Source organism: Micromonospora sp. CA-259024 (genome assembly GCF_050936255.1).
GTDB lineage: Bacteria > Actinomycetota > Actinomycetes > Mycobacteriales > Micromonosporaceae > Micromonospora.
In genome coordinates this window covers 2,436,229-2,453,635 of sequence record NZ_JBNJND010000002.1, presented here as the reverse complement: position 1 = coordinate 2,453,635, position 17,407 = coordinate 2,436,229, and the positions used below count along the sequence as shown (strand labels likewise).

The 17,407-nt window shown below is 71.4% G+C and carries 22 protein-coding genes; 8 read left to right on the top strand and 14 right to left on the bottom strand.

From position 1 onward, the window contains the following. The first annotated feature begins 35 nt into the window (after positions 1 to 35). Positions 36 to 899 (top strand): oxygenase MpaB family protein, encoded by an 864-nt coding sequence (locus ACQEUX_RS30990; protein ID WP_433056032.1) that lies wholly within the window; start codon positions 36 to 38, stop codon positions 897 to 899. A 22-nt stretch (positions 900 to 921) separates the two neighbouring features. Here ACQEUX_RS30990 and ACQEUX_RS30985 read toward each other — a convergent pair whose 3' ends face one another. From ACQEUX_RS30985 to ACQEUX_RS30935, 11 genes are all read right to left on the bottom strand, one after another. Next, on the bottom strand, positions 922 to 1,749 hold the full coding sequence (locus tag ACQEUX_RS30985; RefSeq protein WP_433057259.1) for a RecB family exonuclease: 828 nt from the start codon (positions 1,747 to 1,749) through the stop codon (positions 922 to 924). 137 nt (positions 1,750 to 1,886) lie between these two features. Continuing rightward, positions 1,887 to 2,501 (bottom strand): MarC family protein, encoded by a 615-nt coding sequence (locus tag ACQEUX_RS30980; protein ID WP_433056029.1) that lies wholly within the window; start codon positions 2,499 to 2,501, stop codon positions 1,887 to 1,889. A gap of 40 nt (positions 2,502 to 2,541) precedes the next feature. Then, on the bottom strand, positions 2,542 to 3,414 hold the full coding sequence (locus ACQEUX_RS30975) for a PHP domain-containing protein (protein WP_433056026.1): 873 nt from the start codon (positions 3,412 to 3,414) through the stop codon (positions 2,542 to 2,544). Positions 3,415 to 3,476: 62 nt separating this feature from the next. Then, a complete protein-coding gene (locus tag ACQEUX_RS30970) occupies positions 3,477 to 4,739 on the bottom strand; it encodes a hypothetical protein (RefSeq protein ID WP_433056023.1) in 1,263 nt (420 codons plus the stop codon). Further along, complete coding sequence (locus ACQEUX_RS30965; RefSeq protein ID WP_433056020.1) at positions 4,736 to 5,485, bottom strand: SigE family RNA polymerase sigma factor; 750 nt, start codon at positions 5,483 to 5,485, stop codon at positions 4,736 to 4,738. Before ACQEUX_RS30965 ends, ACQEUX_RS30970 begins: the two co-directional genes overlap by 4 nt. Before the next feature lie 103 nt (positions 5,486 to 5,588). Beyond that, positions 5,589 to 6,464, bottom strand: a complete 876-nt coding sequence (locus tag ACQEUX_RS30960) for a PH domain-containing protein (protein WP_433056017.1) — start codon at positions 6,462 to 6,464, stop codon at positions 5,589 to 5,591. Positions 6,465 to 6,470: 6 nt separating this feature from the next. Further along, positions 6,471 to 6,629 carry a hypothetical protein gene (locus tag ACQEUX_RS30955; protein WP_007455302.1) on the bottom strand — a complete coding sequence of 53 codons (159 nt, stop codon included), beginning with the start codon at positions 6,627 to 6,629 and terminating at the stop codon, positions 6,471 to 6,473. Positions 6,630 to 6,745: 116 nt separating this feature from the next. Then, positions 6,746 to 7,423 carry a DUF6758 family protein gene (locus tag ACQEUX_RS30950; RefSeq protein ID WP_433056013.1) on the bottom strand — a complete coding sequence of 226 codons (678 nt, stop codon included), beginning with the start codon at positions 7,421 to 7,423 and terminating at the stop codon, positions 6,746 to 6,748. Positions 7,424 to 7,503: 80 nt separating this feature from the next. Beyond that, the gene (locus ACQEUX_RS30945) at positions 7,504 to 8,127 is read right to left on the bottom strand and encodes a TrmH family RNA methyltransferase (protein WP_433056010.1); all 624 of its coding nucleotides are present in this window, start codon (positions 8,125 to 8,127) and stop codon (positions 7,504 to 7,506) included. Between the two features lie 52 nt (positions 8,128 to 8,179). Continuing rightward, positions 8,180 to 8,716, bottom strand: coding sequence for a hypothetical protein (locus ACQEUX_RS30940; protein WP_433056007.1), 537 nt, complete (start codon positions 8,714 to 8,716; stop codon positions 8,180 to 8,182). A 92-nt stretch (positions 8,717 to 8,808) separates the two neighbouring features. Continuing rightward, the gene (locus ACQEUX_RS30935; RefSeq protein ID WP_433056004.1) at positions 8,809 to 9,324 is read right to left on the bottom strand and encodes a MaoC family dehydratase; all 516 of its coding nucleotides are present in this window, start codon (positions 9,322 to 9,324) and stop codon (positions 8,809 to 8,811) included. A gap of 548 nt (positions 9,325 to 9,872) precedes the next feature. Here ACQEUX_RS30935 and trxA point away from each other — a divergent pair. The 3 genes from trxA to ACQEUX_RS30920 all read left to right on the top strand — a co-directional run bounded on the left by trxA (position 9,873) and on the right by ACQEUX_RS30920 (position 11,783). Beyond that, a complete protein-coding gene (gene trxA, locus ACQEUX_RS30930) occupies positions 9,873 to 10,235 on the top strand; it encodes a thioredoxin (protein ID WP_030329190.1) in 363 nt (120 codons plus the stop codon). Positions 10,236 to 10,389: 154 nt separating this feature from the next. After that, on the top strand, positions 10,390 to 10,830 hold the full coding sequence (locus tag ACQEUX_RS30925) for a hypothetical protein (RefSeq protein ID WP_433056000.1): 441 nt from the start codon (positions 10,390 to 10,392) through the stop codon (positions 10,828 to 10,830). Beyond that, entirely contained in the window at positions 10,827 to 11,783 is a 957-nt protein-coding gene (locus ACQEUX_RS30920) for an MFS transporter permease (RefSeq protein WP_433055997.1), read from the top strand. Before ACQEUX_RS30925 ends, ACQEUX_RS30920 begins: the two co-directional genes overlap by 4 nt. Here ACQEUX_RS30920 and ACQEUX_RS30915 read toward each other — a convergent pair. Further along, positions 11,747 to 12,166 (bottom strand): thiol-disulfide oxidoreductase DCC family protein, encoded by a 420-nt coding sequence (locus tag ACQEUX_RS30915; protein WP_433055994.1) that lies wholly within the window; start codon positions 12,164 to 12,166, stop codon positions 11,747 to 11,749. The two genes, ACQEUX_RS30920 and ACQEUX_RS30915, sit on opposite strands and share 37 nt — an antisense overlap. Positions 12,167 to 12,259: 93 nt before the next feature. Here ACQEUX_RS30915 and ACQEUX_RS30910 point away from each other — a divergent pair, with 93 nt between their 5' ends. Both ACQEUX_RS30910 and ACQEUX_RS30905 read left to right on the top strand, forming a co-directional pair. Continuing rightward, the gene (locus ACQEUX_RS30910; RefSeq protein ID WP_433055991.1) at positions 12,260 to 13,306 is read left to right on the top strand and encodes an Rv2578c family radical SAM protein; all 1,047 of its coding nucleotides are present in this window, start codon (positions 12,260 to 12,262) and stop codon (positions 13,304 to 13,306) included. A 25-nt stretch (positions 13,307 to 13,331) separates the two neighbouring features. After that, the gene (locus tag ACQEUX_RS30905; protein ID WP_433055988.1) at positions 13,332 to 13,739 is read left to right on the top strand and encodes a CoA-binding protein; all 408 of its coding nucleotides are present in this window, start codon (positions 13,332 to 13,334) and stop codon (positions 13,737 to 13,739) included. Positions 13,740 to 13,858: 119 nt separating this feature from the next. On the opposite strand, the gene ACQEUX_RS30900 is transcribed toward ACQEUX_RS30905, so the two are convergent. Further along, positions 13,859 to 15,055: an acyl-CoA dehydrogenase family protein gene (locus ACQEUX_RS30900; protein WP_433055985.1), complete on the bottom strand. Its 1,197-nt coding sequence runs from the start codon at positions 15,053 to 15,055 to the stop codon at positions 13,859 to 13,861. Between the two features lie 177 nt (positions 15,056 to 15,232). Between ACQEUX_RS30900 and ACQEUX_RS30895 the strand changes: the two genes are divergently transcribed. Continuing rightward, positions 15,233 to 15,772, top strand: a complete 540-nt coding sequence (locus ACQEUX_RS30895) for a DUF4190 domain-containing protein (RefSeq protein ID WP_433055982.1) — start codon at positions 15,233 to 15,235, stop codon at positions 15,770 to 15,772. A gap of 37 nt (positions 15,773 to 15,809) precedes the next feature. Here ACQEUX_RS30895 and ACQEUX_RS30890 read toward each other — a convergent pair whose 3' ends face one another. Next, entirely contained in the window at positions 15,810 to 16,646 is an 837-nt protein-coding gene (locus ACQEUX_RS30890; RefSeq protein ID WP_433057257.1) for an SDR family NAD(P)-dependent oxidoreductase, read from the bottom strand. Between the two features lie 185 nt (positions 16,647 to 16,831). Between ACQEUX_RS30890 and ACQEUX_RS30885 the strand changes: the two genes are divergently transcribed. Beyond that, a complete protein-coding gene (locus ACQEUX_RS30885; RefSeq protein ID WP_433055979.1) occupies positions 16,832 to 17,371 on the top strand; it encodes a DUF4190 domain-containing protein in 540 nt (179 codons plus the stop codon). Positions 17,372 to 17,407 lie beyond the last annotated feature (36 nt).

Below are 17,407 nucleotides of genomic sequence, written 5' to 3'. Positions count from 1 at the left end.
CGACAGGGTCGGCCCGAGCGTGGCACCCTTGGGCGGTGGACTCCGATGACCTCGGCCTCTTCGGTCCGGGTTCGGTCACGTGGAAGGTGCACGAGGAGCCGATCCTGATCGTCGCCGGCCTGCGCTCGCTCTACCTCCAGGCGTTGCACCCGCGGGCGATGGCCGGGGTCGCGCAGAACAGCAACTACCGCACCGACGCCTGGGGCCGCCTGGTCCGCACCGCCACCTACGTGGCGACCACCGTCTACGGGACCACCGCCGAGGCGGAGGCGGCCGGGGCGCGGCTGCGCCGGCTGCACGCCCGCCTACGGGCCACCGACCCGGCCACCGGCGCGGAGTTCCGGATCGACGAACCGGAACTGCTGCGCTGGGTGCACGTCACCGAGGTCGAGTCGTTCCTCAGCACGGCCCGGCGTGCCGGGTTGCCACTCACCGACGGCGAGGTGGACGGCTACTACACCGAGCAGCGCCGCTCTGCCGCTCTGGTCGGCCTGGACCCGGCCACCGTCCCGGGCACCGCGGCTGAGATCGCGGAGTACTACCGCGCCGTACGGCCGCAGCTGCGGATGACCCGGGAAGCCGCCGAGACAGCGCTCTTCCTCACCGCCCCGCCACTGCCGTGGAAACTCAGCCTGCCGGCCCGGTTGGGGCTCACCCTCGGCCCACCGCGCTGGGCGTACCTGGGGATCGCCGGCACCGCGCTCGCACTGCTGCCGGCTTGGGCGCACCGGCTGTACGGCGGGCTCGGACTGCCCACCACCGCCGTGTCGGCGGACCTGACCGTGCGCGCCCTGCGACTCGCGTTGGCCGCGGTGCCCCGCCGCTACGTCGAGGGACCGTTGATACAGGCCGCCAAGGAGCGGGCCGCGCGGCGCGCCGCGACAACGCCGGCCGGCTGACCTGATCGGCACCGCCCGGGGGTCAACCCTCGGTGGCCCGGTCCACGGCAGCCCACGGCTCCTTGCCCGGTGCCTGCGCGCCGGTCGGGCAGTGCCGCCGGAAGTCGCACCAGCCACAGCGTGGGCCGGGTGCCACCGGGAACGCCTCGTCCGCGTCGGCGCCGTCCGCGACCGCCCGCTCGGCGGCCATGATGTCGCGGGCTGTCTCCTCCGCGCGGGTCAACTGCCGGGCCAGCGACTCGACGGTGTGGTCGTGACCGGCGACCGTGCCGGTCGGCAGGTGGTGCAGCTCCACCCGACGGCACGGCCGGCGGAACACCCGCTCGGCCGCGTACGCGTAGAGGGCCAACGCCTGCGAACCCCGGGCGTCATCCGTGTCCAGCCCGGTGCGGCCGGTCTTGTAGTCGACGATGACCAACTCTGGCCCCTCCGGCCCGGGCCGCGAGTCGATGCGGTCGGCCCGGCCGTTGAACGCCAGCACGCCGGTCTTGACCGCCACCACCCGCTCCACGCCGAGCGGGTCGGCGTCCGGCTCCAGCGTCTCGACGTACGCCTCCAGCCAACCCAGCGCGCGTCGGTAGGCGGCCCGCTCCTGCTCGTCGTCGCGGTAGCCCTCGCGGACCCAGGTGCCCTTGAGCAGGGTGGCCAACGCCTCGGGCCGGCGCCGCTCGGCGGGCAGCGCATACCAGTTCTTCAGGGCGGTGTGCACGCTGGCGCCGAGCGAGTTGTGCGCCCACGGCGGGCCCTTGGGCGGGGCCGGCCGGTCGACGTAGGAGTAGCGGTAGCGGCGTGGGCAGTCCGCGTACGCGCCGAGCTTGCTCGGTGTGCAGACGAACAGCCGCTCCGGCATGCCCTCGAAGCCGAGTTGCTCGGCGCCGCCGGGGCGTTGCTGTGGAGCCCGGCCGCTGGCGGCGGGCCGGCCCGCTGAGGAGGATCGTCGCACGCCTGCGATCCTGCCATCCACCCCCGACACCGTGGGCGTGCCGGTCAGGTCATGTTCACGTACTGCGTGACGAAGGCGGCCACCGCATCGGCGATAAGCTGCACAGCGATCGCGGCCAGCAGCAGGCCGGCGATCCGGGTCAGCACCTCGATCCCGCCCGGCCGGAGGATCTTCACGATGCCACCGGAGAAGCGGAGGACGATCCAGACCGCGAGCATCACGGCGAGGATCGCCAGGGCGATGGCGGTGTAGTCGGCCAGCCCGTCGGCCCGCTGGACGAAGAGCATGGTCGCCACGATGGCGCCCGGGCCGGCCAGCAGCGGCGTGCCCAGCGGCACCAGCGCGATGTTCGAGGTGGCGTCCTGGCTCGGGCCGTCGGTCTTACCGGTGAGCAGCTCCAGGGCGACGAGCACGAGCAGCAGCCCGCCGGCCGCCTGCAACGCCGGCAGGTCCACGTGCAGGTAGTCCAGCAGGGTCTGCCCCGCCACCGCGAAGATCACGATCACGCCCAGCGCCAGCGTGACGGCCTGCCAGGCCGCTCGGTGGCGGTCGCGGGCGGGCAGCTGGCCGGTCAGGGCCAGGAAGATCGGCATCATGCCCGGCGGGTCAGTGATCACCAGCAGGGTCACGAAAACCTCGCCGAACAGCTTCAGATCCACGTGATCAACCTAGCCGCGCCGCCATCTGTCGAAACGGGGATCAGCCGGAAGCGACCTCGGTCACTCCCTCGGCGACGATCCGCTCGTACGCCTCGACGCTGGTGCTGAACTCTCCGAGCTGGACGGTCTTGTGGGTGCCGTGGAAATCCGAGGAGCCGGTGACCAGCAGGCCCAGCTCGGCGGCGAGCGCCCGCACGTGCGCCTGCTCGGCCGGGCTGTGGTCCTCGTGGTCGGCCTCCAGCCCGGCCAGCCCGGCGGCGGCCAGCTCGGCGATCAGTTCGTCGGGCACCACCCGGCCGCGCCGGGTGGCCCGGGGGTGGGCGAAGACCGGAACGCCGCCGGCCGACCGGACCAGCCGGATCGCCCGAAACACGTCGATGTCCTCCTTGGGCAGCCGGTACCGCTCGCCCAGCCAGTCCGAGCCGAACGCCTCCCGGGTGGTGCCGACGAGGCCGGCCCGGATCAGCGCCTGCGCGATGTGCGGACGGCCCACCGTGCCACCACCCGCACCGGCCAGGATGTCCGGCCAGCTCACGTCGATGCCGTCGGCCCGCAGCAGCGCGACGATCCGCTCGCCGCGCTCCTCCCGGGCGGCCCGTACCCGGGCCAGCTCGGCCACCAGCTCCGGGTGGTCCGGGTCGAACAGGTACGCCAGCAGGTGCAGCGGCACCGCCGGCCGCACGCCGGACCAGCGACAGGACAGCTCCGCGCCCCGGATCAGGCGTAGCCCCGGCGGCAGCGCACCCACGGCCTCAGCCCAGCCCGCGGTGGTGTCGTGGTCGGTGATCGCCAGCACGTCCAGCCCGGCTGTGGAAGCCGCGCGGACCAACTCGGCCGGGCTCAGCGTGCCGTCGCTGGCCGTCGAGTGGGTGTGCAGGTCGATCCGCGGGGCGGAGCCGGTACGCGAGGTCACCGTCCGACGCTACCGAGGGCCGGTTGAGCCCGGCTCGCCGAGGTCGACCAGACCGTGTGGGGTCAGAAGTGGGTCACCAGGACTGGCCGGTCCCCGGCTGGCACGCCGGCCACCGGCGCGGGGCTGGCGGGCTTTCCTGCCCGCACCCGGCCGACGTCGACCCGGACCAGCTCGCCGCTGCCGTCGAGGTACGAGGCGTGGGACTCGGTGCTCCAGACGATCGCGCCGGTCATCGACGGACCGGCCGGCACGGCTGTCGTGGTCGGCCCGAGTCGCTGCAGGTCGACCAGCAGGGCGCCGCTGGCCTTGCCGACCGATCCGTTCACCAGCAGCCACCGCCCGTCAGTGGAGATTCCGCCGACGCCGTCCTGGCTCAGCTCCGGACCACAGCCGGTGCGTACCGGATTCAGGTGACGCGTCGGGTCGAGCACGGCCAGACAGGTACTGCCCGGGTCGGTTGCGGGGATCTGACCGACGAGCCGTCCGTCGGGCAGCGCCCCATAGACGTTGAGGGTCTTCCGGGCGACGGCTTCGGTCAACTGCCCGGCACCGGGCCGCCACAGGGCGTGGCCGGCGTCGGCCGGGTCGAGGCGAACCAGCACGTTGTCGCCGACGAACCGGACGGGTTCCGCGTCTGCGGGCGCCGGGGTACGCGCCGCCCCGATGAGTTGGGTGCCGACCACTCCCGCCACCAGCAGGTCGCCGCCGTCGCGCCAGGCGACCTGGCGGCCGTCGGGTGCCAGGGCGATCGAGCCCGCCCCGGCCAGCAGCACCTGCACCAGCCCGTCGTTCTGCACCGCCCAGAGGGAGCGCCCGGCGGTGGTCGGCGTGCTGACCACCAGCCAACCGCCGCCACCGGGCAGGAGTTGGGCGCGTTCGGCCGGCCCGACGTCGGGCAGGACCAGCCGCTGTCCGTCGGCGCTGACCAGGGTCTCGCTCGGGTGCAGGGGCGCGGGCGTTCCGGGCGAGGGGGTGGCGCCGGGAACGCTGGCCGTCGGGATCGGGCGGTTGGACGGGTCCGGGTCACCGATCACCACGATGGGTGCCCCGTCCCGGCCGGTCTCGGCACCGAGCTGGGCCATGCCGGCGCTGAGCAGAACGGTCGTGACCGCCGCGAGGGCGAGGCCGGCCGCGGTGCGCCGACGCCGGATCCGATTCGCGCGGCGGATGGCCTGGCCGGCCGGGTCGACGCCCAGCGGGCGGGCAACGGCGACCTGGCGCGAGAGAGTCTCCCGCACCGCCCCTTCCAGCTCGTCAGGTCGCACCTGGTAGGAACGCCGCGGGCCGCCCGTCGGGTTGTCAGGCCGGCCCGGGAATCCACTCACTGCTGCTCCCCGGAGCCCGTGCCGACGGGCACGGCCGCCGGGGCGGTGGGCAGCACAATCTGCGGGCCGATCGGGTGCGGCGCGGCGGGGCGGGGCGCGGGTCGACCGGTGGCCTGCCGGGCTCGGGACGTCGCGGCGGCGCCGGAGGCCGGGGCGCCCTCGTTTCTGGCGCGGACGGTCGCGGCAGGCCGACCAGCGGCACCAGCTGCGGAAGGCTGATCGGCGATGCCGGCTGCGGCGGCAAGGTCCGGTGCGTCGGCACCCATCCGCCTGCGCAGCGTGGCGAGCGCTCGGGATGCCTGGCTCTTCACCGTGCCCGGTGAAATATCCAGCATCGCGGCGGTCTGCGCCTCGGACATGTCCTCGTAGTAACGCAGCACCAACACCGCCCGCTGGCGGTTGGGCAGCTCCCGGAGATGCCGCCAGAGCAGGTCACGGTCGAGTTGCTGCTCGATCTCGTCGACACCGGCCCGCTCAGGCAGCACCTCGGTGGGTCGCTCACCGTGCCAACGTCGCCGCCACCAACTCGTCGAGGTGTTGACCATCACACGTCGGGCGTACGGCTCGACCGCCTCGATCCCACCGAGCCGCTTCCACGCGAGATAGGTCTTGGTCAGCGCCGTCTGGAGCAGGTCCTCGGCCGTGGCCCAGTCCCCGGTGAGCAGATAGGCGGTGCGTAGCAGCGCGGCGGAGCGTGCCGCGACGAACTCGCGGAACTGCTCCTCCAACGAGTCTCTGCTCGCCACCGCCCACCTCCACACCCCAGCCGTCCTGGCAGAGTGCCACGTCAGAGGCGGCCTGGTCCATGACGAAAGGTGCGCACTTGCTCCGATGTTCGGTCGAAAACCTTCACGCCCCGTCGTCGGCCTTGGCCTCGTCGGCCTCCTTGCCGAGCCGGGCCTCGACCGCCTGCGGCTCGTACATCTCTTCGACCACGCGCAGGTAGAGCTCGTTCGGGTTGGGCAAATTCTTGATTTCGCGGAGCGCCTGCTCCTGGCCGGCGGACTCCAGCACGAAGGTGCCGTAGTTGAGGGCTCGGCCGGTCGGCGTCTGCTCGTACTTCATGTCGGTGACCCGGACCAGCGGCATCATGGCGACCCGTCGGGTGATGATGCCGTTGACCACCATGACCCGCTTGTTCGTCAGGATGAAACGGTCATACCACCAGTCGGCGACCTTCCAGGCCACCCAGCCCATCACGGCGAACCAGAGCAGCACGGCGATGGTGGTCAGCGCGCCCACGTTCTGCCCGGCGAGAAAGCCGGAGAGGTAGCCGAGCACGAAGGTCGCCGCGATGCCGATCAACAGCGGGGTGGTGAGGTGGATCCAGTGCCGCTTCCACTCGCCCCGGTAGCGCTCGGTGGGGAAGAGGTAGCGGGCGACCAACGAGCTGGGCTCGTCCTCCAGTGGCAGCACCCGCCGAGGAGCCGAGCCGGTCGCGTCGGCGCGCAACCCGGCCAGCTCGTCCTCGGAGATCTGCGGCGGCTGGTAGCCGGCCTCTGGGTCACGGATCCACGCCCGACCGGAACGACCCTGGCCGGCATAGCCGGGCCCGTCGCCATAGCCGACGTCGTCCGAAAGGGACGGACCATCGGACAGGCCGGGCCCGGCCCCGTAGCCCGGGCCGTCATCAGGCCCGATCCGCGGGATCGGCTCGGTGTCACGCTCACGGCGTTCCCGGTCGGGGTCGTCCGGGTCGAAGGGTGGACCGGAGGGGCTGCCCATCGGTGGCTAGGCGACGAGGCTGGTGAAGAAGTCGCCGAACCCTTGGGCGATGTCCATGATCCCGCCGCCGAGCGACTTGAACACGTCCGCCGCAGAGTTTGGCCGGTAGGCGACGAAGAAGATCAAGAATGCGATTCCGGCCCAGGTGAGGACCTTCTTGACCATGGCGGGCCATCCTCTCGCGCGGCGCCGGGTCCCATTACCGCAGCGGCACCCAGAGTATCAGTGTGGTGTCGTACAGTGAATATCTGCGTCCGTTCTCCGTCAATCCGGAAGGGTTGTCAAGCCCTCCCGGGTAGGTACGGGGACGGTGCGCCGTACACGAGCTCGGGCGGAGTCCACTCGGTCAGGTCGTGTAACACGACGTCTTCCGCGAGCAGGTGACCCGCACTCGCCGGCCAGGCTATCGCATGGAGCCACATTCCCCGAGCCTCGCCTGCGTACGCGCTTCGATCCGTCGGAGAATTCACCAACCACAGTGGAGTAGGGTGCCCGCCGACCCTGATCCTGGCCTGCCCGACGTGGTCGGGGTGACCCGGCCCCGGATCGGTCAGCGCGTCGGCCAACTCCGGCCCCGGATCCGGGCCGGCCAGTCCGGCGAGTCTGGTGCCCAGGCCGACGCCCGGCTCCTCGGCCACGAACACCAGGTCCGCCGGACCACCGCCCAGTGGCGCCGGGCCCGCACAGGCCACCGCGGTCGCCCGCACTCCGGTCCGGTCGTCCCCGGCGTACGCCACGCCGGTGAGCGTCCAGCCGGACGGCAGCGGCCACGGGCACCACAACGGCGTCCCCGGCGGATCCGCGGTCGCGGTGATCCGCTCCACCACGCTCGCCATGATCTCCGCTCCGATGTGCTCGGGCACGTGCAGTGGCGGCACCGGGCCACAGCGCAGGCACCTCGAGTCGGTGTGCATCAGATCCGGCGCCCGTACCGGGCCCCCGCATCTCGGACAACTCACCGCGACACTCACATCCCCACCGTCACCCCGGACCGCCGGCACGTCAAGCCGGAACGTCCGATTCGGCACCTGGGTGTGGGTCAGTCCGGGGGCGCGCCGGCGTGGGCCCGGATCCAGGCGTGCATCGCGATGCCGCTGGCCACGCCCGCGTTGATCGATCTCGTCGAGCCGTACTGGGCGATGGAGTAGAGCTGGTCGCACGCGGCGCGGGCCGGCTCGGAGAGCCCAGGCCCCTCCTGCCCGAACAGCAGCACGCAGTCGCGGGGCAGGGCGCCGTTCTCCAACGGACGCGACCCGGGCAGATTGTCGATGCCGAACACCGGCAGCCGCCGCTCGGCCGCCCAGGCGACGAACTCCTCGATCGTCTCGTGGTGTCGCACGTGCTGGTAGCGATCGGTCACCATCGCGCCGCGCCGGTTCCACCGTCGCCGCCCGACGATGTGCACCTCGGCGGCGTTGAAAGCGTTGGCGTTGCGGACCACCGTGCCGATGTTGAAGTCGTGCTGCCAGTTCTCGATCGCGACGTGGAAGCCGTGCCGGTGCTGGTCCAGGTCGGCGACGATCGCCTCGTGCCGCCAGTAGCGGTAACGGTCGACGACGTTGCGCCGGTCGCCCTCCGCCAGCAACTGCGGGTCGTAACGCGGGTCGTCCGGTGGGTCCCCCGGCCAGGGGCCCACGCCCACCTCAAGCTGGTCGTCGGTCACGGTCATCAGAGGGTACGGACCGCCCCGGTGCTCGCCGCGACGGCCTGCCGAATCAGCCCAGCCCGAGCGCGGCACCGAGTCGGTCCAGGAAACGCCGGTCCGCAGGGCTGGCCGGGTGGTCCATCCGGCGTTCGCCGGGGCTGGGCACCGCGCGGCAGACCCGAGCCGCGACCGACTGCACCCACTGGCGGTACGCGGCCGAGTCGGCGGGGTCGGCGCGCCGCCGCAGGACCCGGCTCGCCGCCCGGCAGGCGGCCAGCAGATCCACCAGGTCGGTGAGCCGCTCGGCGGGCTGCGGGGTGCCGTCGTGACGGGCGTAGATCGCGGCGACCACCGCGCGGACCAGGTCGCTGTCGGAGGCCCGGCCGGCGGCCACGGCGTCCAGGCCGGCGAGCCCCGCCGTGACACCCCGTTCGGTACGGCCGGGACCGGGAGCGGCGGCGGCCACGAGGACCCGACCGGGCAGGCTGGTGAGCAGGTCCCACTCGGCGGCGGAGTAGACAGCGGTGGTCAAGGGTGCGGCTCGGCGGCCGGCAGAGGGCGGCTCTCCGGCGACGGAGTGGCTCATCGGAACCTCCGGCGCCAGCATATGCCCCGAGAACGGGAACAGGGCCCGTCCCCAGCAGAACCCGCTGTGGGGAGAGAGCCCTGAGGCCGGTGGTGGTCGCCCCGCTCCGATGCTCAGCGCGGCTCGGGGAAGCTGGGTCGTTCCGGATCCACTCCGTCGGGTACGGCGCCGGCCGCGTACTCCCGCTTGGGGACCATGACCTTGCGCCGGAAGACGCAGACCATGGTGCCGTCCTGGTTGTAGCCGCGGGTCTCCACCGACACCACGCCCCGGTCGGGTTTGGAACCGGACTCGCGCTTGTCCAGCACCGTCGTCTCGCCGTAGATGGTGTCGCCGTGGAAGGTCGGAGCGACGTGCCGCAGCGACTCGACCTCCAGGTTGGCGATCGCCTTCCCACTCACATCGGGCACCGACATGCCCAGCAGCAGGGAGTAGATGTAGTTGCCGACCACGACGTTGCGCTTGAACTGGCTGGCCGTCTCGGCGTAGTGCGCGTCCATGTGCAGCGGGTGGTGGTTCATGGTGAGCAGGCAGAAGAGGTGGTCGTCGTACTCGGTGACGGTCTTGCCCGGCCAGTGCCGGTAGACCGCGCCGACCTCGAACTCCTCGTAGTAGCGGCCGAACTGCATCCTGGTCCCCTTCGACGGACGGCGATGGAGTTCGGAACAGCATGCCTTACCGGTGGTTAAGGTGACCGGCCGGGCGCGACGGCGGCGGAAATGTCACACCGGTCACTCGCACGGGGGGAGACGCAATGAGCGGCGGGGCCCTCCCCGGCACCCGCCGCCCACGCTCTGATGCCGAGAATTCTGCCCTACGGCAGCGTAGGTTCGACAGAGATCGACGTCACATTTATCTTTTTGTAACACTACTCTCGGTGACTGAGCAGAGGTTGATCAGCGATCTCTGCAGGCCGGATACCTCCTTGTCAAGGGGCAAGTTACCGATTCGTAGTGCCCAATCGGGTGGATCTCCTTGGAACCGCTCCCATCACCGCTGGTCACGCAAGTGCGTCATGCACTTGCGTTCCGCAGGTCGGTACGAACAGATGTGGGTCGATGACCCTCAACACCCTCGGGCAGCCCCGAGCACGTTTCGTGCCGCACCGCCCGGGAATTGGATACGGTCAGCCCTGGTTCTACGGGACGTAGATAAACCGCGGTGATCGGAGAGTGCAATGGCAACCGTTGAGCTGACCTCGGCGAACTTCGACGAGGTGACCGGCAACGACGGCATCGTCCTGGTCGACTTCTGGGCCGACTGGTGTGGTCCGTGCAAGCGGTTCGCTCCGGTCTACGAGCGCTCCTCGGAAAAGCACCAGAACATCGTCTTCGGCAAGGTCGACACTGAGGCTCAGCAGGAGCTGGGCGCCAAGTTCGACATCCGGTCGATCCCCACGATCATGGCGATCCGTGACGGCGTCATCGTCTTCGCCCAGCCCGGCGCCCTTCCCGAGTCCGCGCTGGAGAACCTGATCGAGCAGGTCGAGGCGCTGGACATGGACGACGTCCGCAAGCAGCTGGCCGAGCACAACCACTGAGTCGTCCTCAGGACGGCACGCGAGGCCGGGCCCGGCGCGGGCCCGGCCTTCGTCGTACCCCGGGAAGCGCACGCATGATCACCTGCCTGGCCAGGCGGAACTGACCGTCGGTGGGACCCGACGCGGCCGGTACATCCCGTATCGTCACGACCCGATGGAGAACCTGACCACCCGCGGCCGCGTGACCCGGCTGGGCGCGACCGCACTCGGTCTCGTCCTGCTGCTGATCGGCACCCTCTGGGGCAGCGACGACGACTTCCCGTTCGGCCCGTTCCGGATGTACTCCACCTCCAATCCGCCGAACGCACCCGCCCCCGACACGCGTGTCGAGGGGGTGAACACCGTCGGGGCCGTGATCGACCTCGACCAGGACGCGACCGGCATCCGCCGCGCCGAGATCGAGGGTCAGCAGGCCCGGTACGCCGCCGACCCGACGCTGCTCACCGAGGTCGCCGACGCGTACGCCGAACGCCACCCGGACGCCGCCGCGCTGGTCGAGGTTCGCATCGTCATCCGCTGGCACGGCATCCGCGCCGGCCGACCGACCGGCCAACACACCGATGAGACCGTGGTCCGCTGGCAGGCACCCCGATGAGCCGCTGGTTGACCGAGGCCGTGCCGCGGGGCCGGGTGGCCGCGTTCCGCACCGTGATCTACCTCTTCGTCGCCGCCGACCTGGTGATCTTCACCCCCTGGGTACGCACCCGGGTCAGCGTGCCCGGCGACCTGTACCAGCCGCTGCTGATCGGCCGTCTGCTCCCACTGCCGACGCCGACTCCGGCGCTCGTGGCGGTGATCTTCTGGGCGCTGCTGGCACTCGCCCTCCTCGCCGCCACCGGGCGGGCACCCCGGCTGCTCGGCTGGGCGGTCTGCGCGCTGTACCTGGAGTGGATGATCATCGCGATGAGCTACGGGAAGGTCGATCACGACCGGTTCGGGCTGCTCATCGCGCTGGCCGTGCTGCCCACCGCCGGTCGGGCCCGCCACGGCGACGCCACACGCACCGAGGCCGGTGGCTGGGCGCTGCGAGTCACCCAGATCGCGGTGATCTGCACGTACTTCCTCGCCGCCTGGGCCAAGCTGCGTTTCGGCGGCCTGGACTGGCTGACCGGCTCGGTCCTGGCCCGCGCGATCATCCGGCGCGGCACCGACCTGGCGGACGTGATCGCCCAGGTGCCGTACCTGCTCATCGTCGCCCAGTTCGGCATCGTGGCCTTCGAGCTGCTGAGCCCGGTGGTCTTCCTCCTGCCGGCCCGCTGGCGACTCGCCATGGTCGGCTTCTTCTACTCGTTCCACGCGGTCACCATCGCGACCATCACGATCTCGTTCGCGCCGCACCTGGCCGCGATGACCAGCTTCCTACCGCTGGAGCGGGTCCGCCCGCTGGTCTGGGCCCGCCGGCTCGCCGGCCGCCGAACCTCCGGGCCAGCGACGGACGCGCCGGAACCGGACCCGGTGCCGCTCGACCAGGCCCCGGTGGGAGCCGGTGCAGAACGGGCACCGCTCGGCGATCAGGCCCCGGTGGTCGGCCGGCCGGCCGGCCCGTAGAGCCGCTCCCGGGCCTCCTGGGGCAGCGAGCAGGCCGCCGTGCCACCGGGAAGCCGGTGCCGGTTGCGCGCCACCCAGCGGTACACCGGCCAGGCCACGGCGCGCGCTGGCGGAAACCGCAGGCCGGCCCCGGCAACCCGCCAGAGCGGGCCGCTCGCGGCGAGCAGCTTCGCGATGGCGTCCGGCCCGGCGGCGCGTGAGCCGTCCGCTCCGACCCACTGCACGGCCTCCTCGCACTCGGCAGCCGTGAGGCCGAGAGCGTCCAGGTCGGCGAACTGCCAGGGCACCACCCGCGCGGCGGTGGGGACGCGACGTTCGATGAACTCCGCGCAGCTCGTGCAGAACGCGCAGTCCCCGTCGTAGACGAAGGTCGACCTCTCCATGGTGTCCATCCTCCACTCCGCGACCATCCGAACGACCACCGGTGTACGGCGGGTCACTTGCGCCGTGCTCGTACACGTGTTCGAATAGTGCCCATGCGCTGGGACAACCTCACCGCTCCCCCGGTTGAGGGAGACCCCGAGCGGGCAGCGCCAGCGACGCCACCCCTGCCGCTGGCGCTGCCCGGCGCCGTCGTCCGCACCTTCGACACCCCCGAGTTCGCCGGGATGACCTTCTACGAGGTGCAGGCCAAGTCCATCCTCAACCGGGTTCCCGGTCAGTCCCGCGTCCCCTTCGAGTGGACGATCAACCCGTACCGAGGCTGCTCTCATGCATGCGTTTACTGCTTCGCGAGAAATACTCACACCTATCTCGATCTCGACGCCGGCGCGGACTTCGACCGGAAGGTGATCGTCAAGGTCAACGCCGGTGAGCTGGTCCGACGGGAGTTGGCCGCGCCCAGATGGCGGGGCGCACACGTGGCGATGGGCACCAACGTGGACTGCTACCAGCGCGCCGAGGGCCGCTACCGGCTGATGCCGCAGATCATCCGCGCCCTGCGAGACTTCGCCAACCCGTTCTCGATTCTCACCAAGGGCACACTGATCCTGCGGGACCTGCCGCTACTGCGCGAGGCAGCCGAGGTGACCAGGGTCGGCATCTCCTTCTCGGTGGGGTTCGTCGACGAGCAACTCTGGCGTGCCGTCGAGCCGGGAACGCCGCACCCACGCCGTCGACTGGACGCGGTCCGGGCACTCACCGACGCCGGCTTCTCCGTCGGGGTGCTGATGGCCCCGATCCTGCCCGGCCTGAGCGACGACGACGAGTCGATCGACGCCACGGTGGCGGCCATCGCCGCAGCCGGCGCGACCAGCGTGACCGCCCTGCCCCTGCACCTGCGTTCCGGCGCTCGGGAGTGGTATGCGCACTGGCTCACCCGCGAGCACCCGCACCTCGTGCCCCGCTACCGTGAGCTGTACCGGGCCGGCGCGTACGCCCCGCAGGCGTACCAGCGGGAGTTGACCGCGCGGGTGCGGATCGCCGCTCGCCGACACGGCCTGCACCGGGCCGAGGTGGGCGACAATCGCAGCCTGCCCGAACCACCTCCGTCGTCGGCAGCCGAGCAGCTGACCCTTCTCTAGCCGGGTCCGGGGCTACAGTCGGCTGGTGCGTACCGCTCAGCAGATCCTCGCCGACTCCGCCGTGATCGCCGTCGTGGGCGCGTCCCGCGACCCGTTGAAGGCCGCGCACCGCGTGCCGTTGCAGATGCAGCGGTACGGCTGGCGGATCATCCCGGTCAACCCGACCGTCGACGAGCTCTTCGGGGAACGGGCGTACAAGACGCTGGCCGAGATTCCGCACCCCGTCGACCTGGTGGACGTGTTCCGGCCGGCCGCTGACGCCGTGCAGGTCGCCCGCGACGCGGCGGCGATCGGCGCCCCGGCGGTCTGGCTGCAGCTGGGCATCGTCTCGGCCGAAGCGCGGCGGATCGCGGAGGAAGCCGGCATGGACTACGTCGAAGACCGCTGTCTCATCATCGAACGCGCCGCCGCCGACCTGACCCGCCTCCCCTAACCACTCCCACCCCCGCACGCCCCCGCCCCCGCGATCTTGCACTTTCGGTCGCCGCTTTGACCCTTATGTTCGGGTATGCCGGAACAGCAAGTGCAAGATCGCGGGGGTGGAGGCGGAGGTTAGAGCTTGTACTCCTTGAGGAGGCCTCGGGAGATGATGGTCTTCTGGATCTCCGAGGTGCCCTCGCCGATCAGGAGGAACGGGGCCTCCCGCATCAGCCGCTCGATCTCGTACTCCTTGGAGTAGCCGTAGCCGCCGTGGATGCGGAACGCCTCCTGGACGACCTCGGCGCAGTATTCCGAGGCGAGCAGCTTGGCCATCCCGGCCTCGACGTCGTTGCGCTGGCCGGCGTCCTTGAGCCGGGCGGCGTTGACCATGAGGGCGTGGGCCGCCTCGATCTTCGTGCCCATCTCGGCGAGCTTGAAGGCGATCGCCTGGTGCTTGGCGAGCGGCTGGCCGAAGGTCTTGCGCTGCTGGGCGTAGCTGACCGCCAACTCGAAGGCTCGGATGGAGATGCCGCAGGCGCGGGCTGCCACGTTGACCCGGCCCACCTCGATGCCGTCCATCATCTGGTAGAAGCCTCGGCCCACCTCGTCGGCGCCACCGAGGATCGCCGAGTCGGGCACGGTCACCCCGTCGAGCACCATCTCGGTGGTCTCGACACCCTTGTAGCCCATCTTGTCGATCTTGCCCGGGATGGTGAGGCCGGGAGCGGTCTCACCGAAGCCCGGCTCCTTCTCGAGCAGGAAGGTGCTCATGTTGCCGTACACCGACTCGGCACCGGTGTCGGTCTTGACCAGGGTGGCCACCACCGAGGAGTACGCCCCGTTGGTCAGCCACATCTTCTGCCCGTTGAGCACGTAGCGGTCGCCGTCCCGGACGGCCCGGGACTTGATCGCTGAGACGTCGGAGCCGGTCTCCGGCTCGGACATGGAGAACGCGCCGCGTACCTCGCCGGTGGCCATCTTCGGCAGCAGCCGGGCCTTCTGCTCGGCCGAGCCGTGTTGGGAGATCAGGTACGCCACGATGAAGTGGGTGTTGACGATGCCGGAGATCGACATCCAGCCCCGGGACAACTGCTCCACCACCAGCGCGTAGGTGAGCAGCGACTCGCCGAGCCCGCCGTACTCCTCGTCGATGGTGAGACCGAACAGCCCCATCTCGCGCATGCCGTCGAGGATGTCGGTGGGGTACTCGTCGGCGTGCTCCAGCCGCTGGGCGTGCGGGATGATCTCCTTGTCGGCGAAATCCCGAACGGTCTCCAGGATCGACCGTTGCACATCGGTCAGGCCGGGCGTCTGGGCGAGTCGGGCCATCTCAGCCTCCGGGGATCCGCGCACTACTCATGGGTAACTGAACGCTGGGTCAGTATCGGCCTCCGAGGTCGAGGAGGCCAAGGTGACCAGTCCACACAACCGCTGTGAAAAGGTTCACCGCTGCGGGTAGCGTCCGGCAAGAGGGACTTTTCCGGCACCGGCAGGAGGAGCACAGCCGTGAGCTACCCGCCGCCGTCGGGACCACCCGGGGACGAGCCGCCACCGTCACCCTACGAACCACCCCGGGACCAGTCGCCGTACGCGCCGCCGCCCGCCGGCCAGTCGCCCTACGCCCAGCAGCCGGATCAGCCACCGTTCGAGCTACCGGCGGAACGCTCACCGTACGGGCCACCGGCGGACGAACCGTCGCCGTACGAGCAGCAGGGGCCGCACCAGTCGGCACACTGGAGCCAGCAGCCCCCGTACCCCCCGCAGGGCCCCTACGGTCAGTACGGCCCACCGCCCTCCGGCCCGGGTCGGGGTACCAACGTGCTGGCGATCCTGTCGCTGGTGTTCGCCTTCGTGTTCCCGCCGGCCGGTGCCGTCCTCGGCCACCTGGCCAAGCGGCAGATCCGTACCAGCGGCGAGGACGGCGACCAGCTCGCCACCTGGGGGCTGATCCTCGGCTACGTCTTCACCGGGCTCACCGTGCTGGCCTGCTGCGGTTGGCTGGCCCTGGTCGCCCTCGCCGACACCGGCGACAGCGGGGGCTACTGACCAGCGCCCCGACGGCCCGATCCGGACCGCGGCGCGGTCAGCGGAACCGGGCCTCGCGGACGCTGTTGCCGCCGTCCACCACCAGCATCTGACCGGTGATGTACGAGGCGGCCGGGGAACAGAGGAAACTGATCGCCGCGGCGACCTCGTCCGGAGTGCCCGGTCGACCCACCGGAGTGCCCAGCCCCTGCTTGATCTCGGCCATCGTGGACGCCGCGGTGTAGATGGTGCCGGGCGCCACCGCGTTGACGGTCACCCCGTCGGCGATCATCTCCATGGCCAGCGCCCGGGTCAGCCCGACCACCCCGGCCTTGGCCGCGGCGTAGGCGGCCTCGGTGGGCAGGGCGTTGACCGGCCCAGCCGTGGCCGCCAGGTTGACGATCCGACCCCAGCCCCGCTCGGCCATCCCACCGATGAACGCCCGACTGCACAGGAACGCGGTGGACAGGTTACGGTCGATCTCGCCGCGCCACTCGTCGTAGGTCAACTGCGCGACCGGCCGCAGCACCCCCTGGCTGGCCCGGCTGGCCAGCCCTGCGTTGTTGACCAACACCTCGACGTCGCCCAACTGCTCGGCGACCGCGTCGGCCAGCGCCCCGACCTCCGACTCGTCGGTCAGGTCGGCGACGAAGCCGGTCACCCCCAGCTCGCTGGCCCGCTCGTGGATGCGCCGGGTGGTGGAGACGATGGCCACCCGGGCGCCCAGGTCGCTGAGCCGCCGGGCGGTGGCGTACCCGATGCCGTCCGGGCTGCCCGCCCCGGTCACCAGGGCGACCCGCCCGTCGAGCCGCATGGTCACCGGGTCGGCGAGCGCGACCGGCTCGTCCGGACCAGGACTGCCGGCCGGCGTTGCCGCACGGGCACGGCGGGCCACGCCCGGACGGCTGACGTCCCGTCTGGGTCGGCTGCCGGAGCGGTCCGCGGCGCGCGCGTCGAATGCCATGCCAGGATCCTGCCCGTTACAACCGGCCCGAGCAACGCGGCACCCGGGAGCGGGGGCAACGGTTTTGGTCACCCCTGGCTACCCTGACGGCGCACCCGACCTGACGGAGAGATCGCATGACCAATCCCCCGCCCTCCGGCGGCTGGCACGACCCGGCGTGGTCGGGACAGCAGTACGACGACCCCACCCTCCCGGTGAGCAGCCAACCGGTACCCGCCCAGCCGACCGCGGTGAACCCGTACGCGCCGACCGATCCGTACGCGGGCGGCGCGCCGCAGATACCGGCCCAGCCCGGCCCGTACCCGGCCCAGCCCGGTTACCCGCCGCCGTCCGGCTACCCGGGTTACGGGTACCCTCCCGCACCGAAGCAGAACGGCCTGGCCATCGCCGCGATGGTCGTCTCGATCATCGGCGCCCTCGGCCTCTGCGGCTACGGCCTCGGTGGCTACATCGGTGCGATCGGCGCAATCCTCGGCCACGTGTCCCGCAAGCAGATCAGGGAGCGCGGCGAGGGCGGCGAGGGCTTCGCCACCGCCGGCATCATCGTCGGCTGGGTCGCCACCGCGCTGGCCGTGCTGGCCACCATCGCCATCGTGATCTTCGTTGTCTGGCTGGCGAACCAGGAACCGTCCAGCTACGAGAGCGGCACCTACTGAGGTCGGCGAGCCGCCCCCGGTGCGACGCGGGGGCGG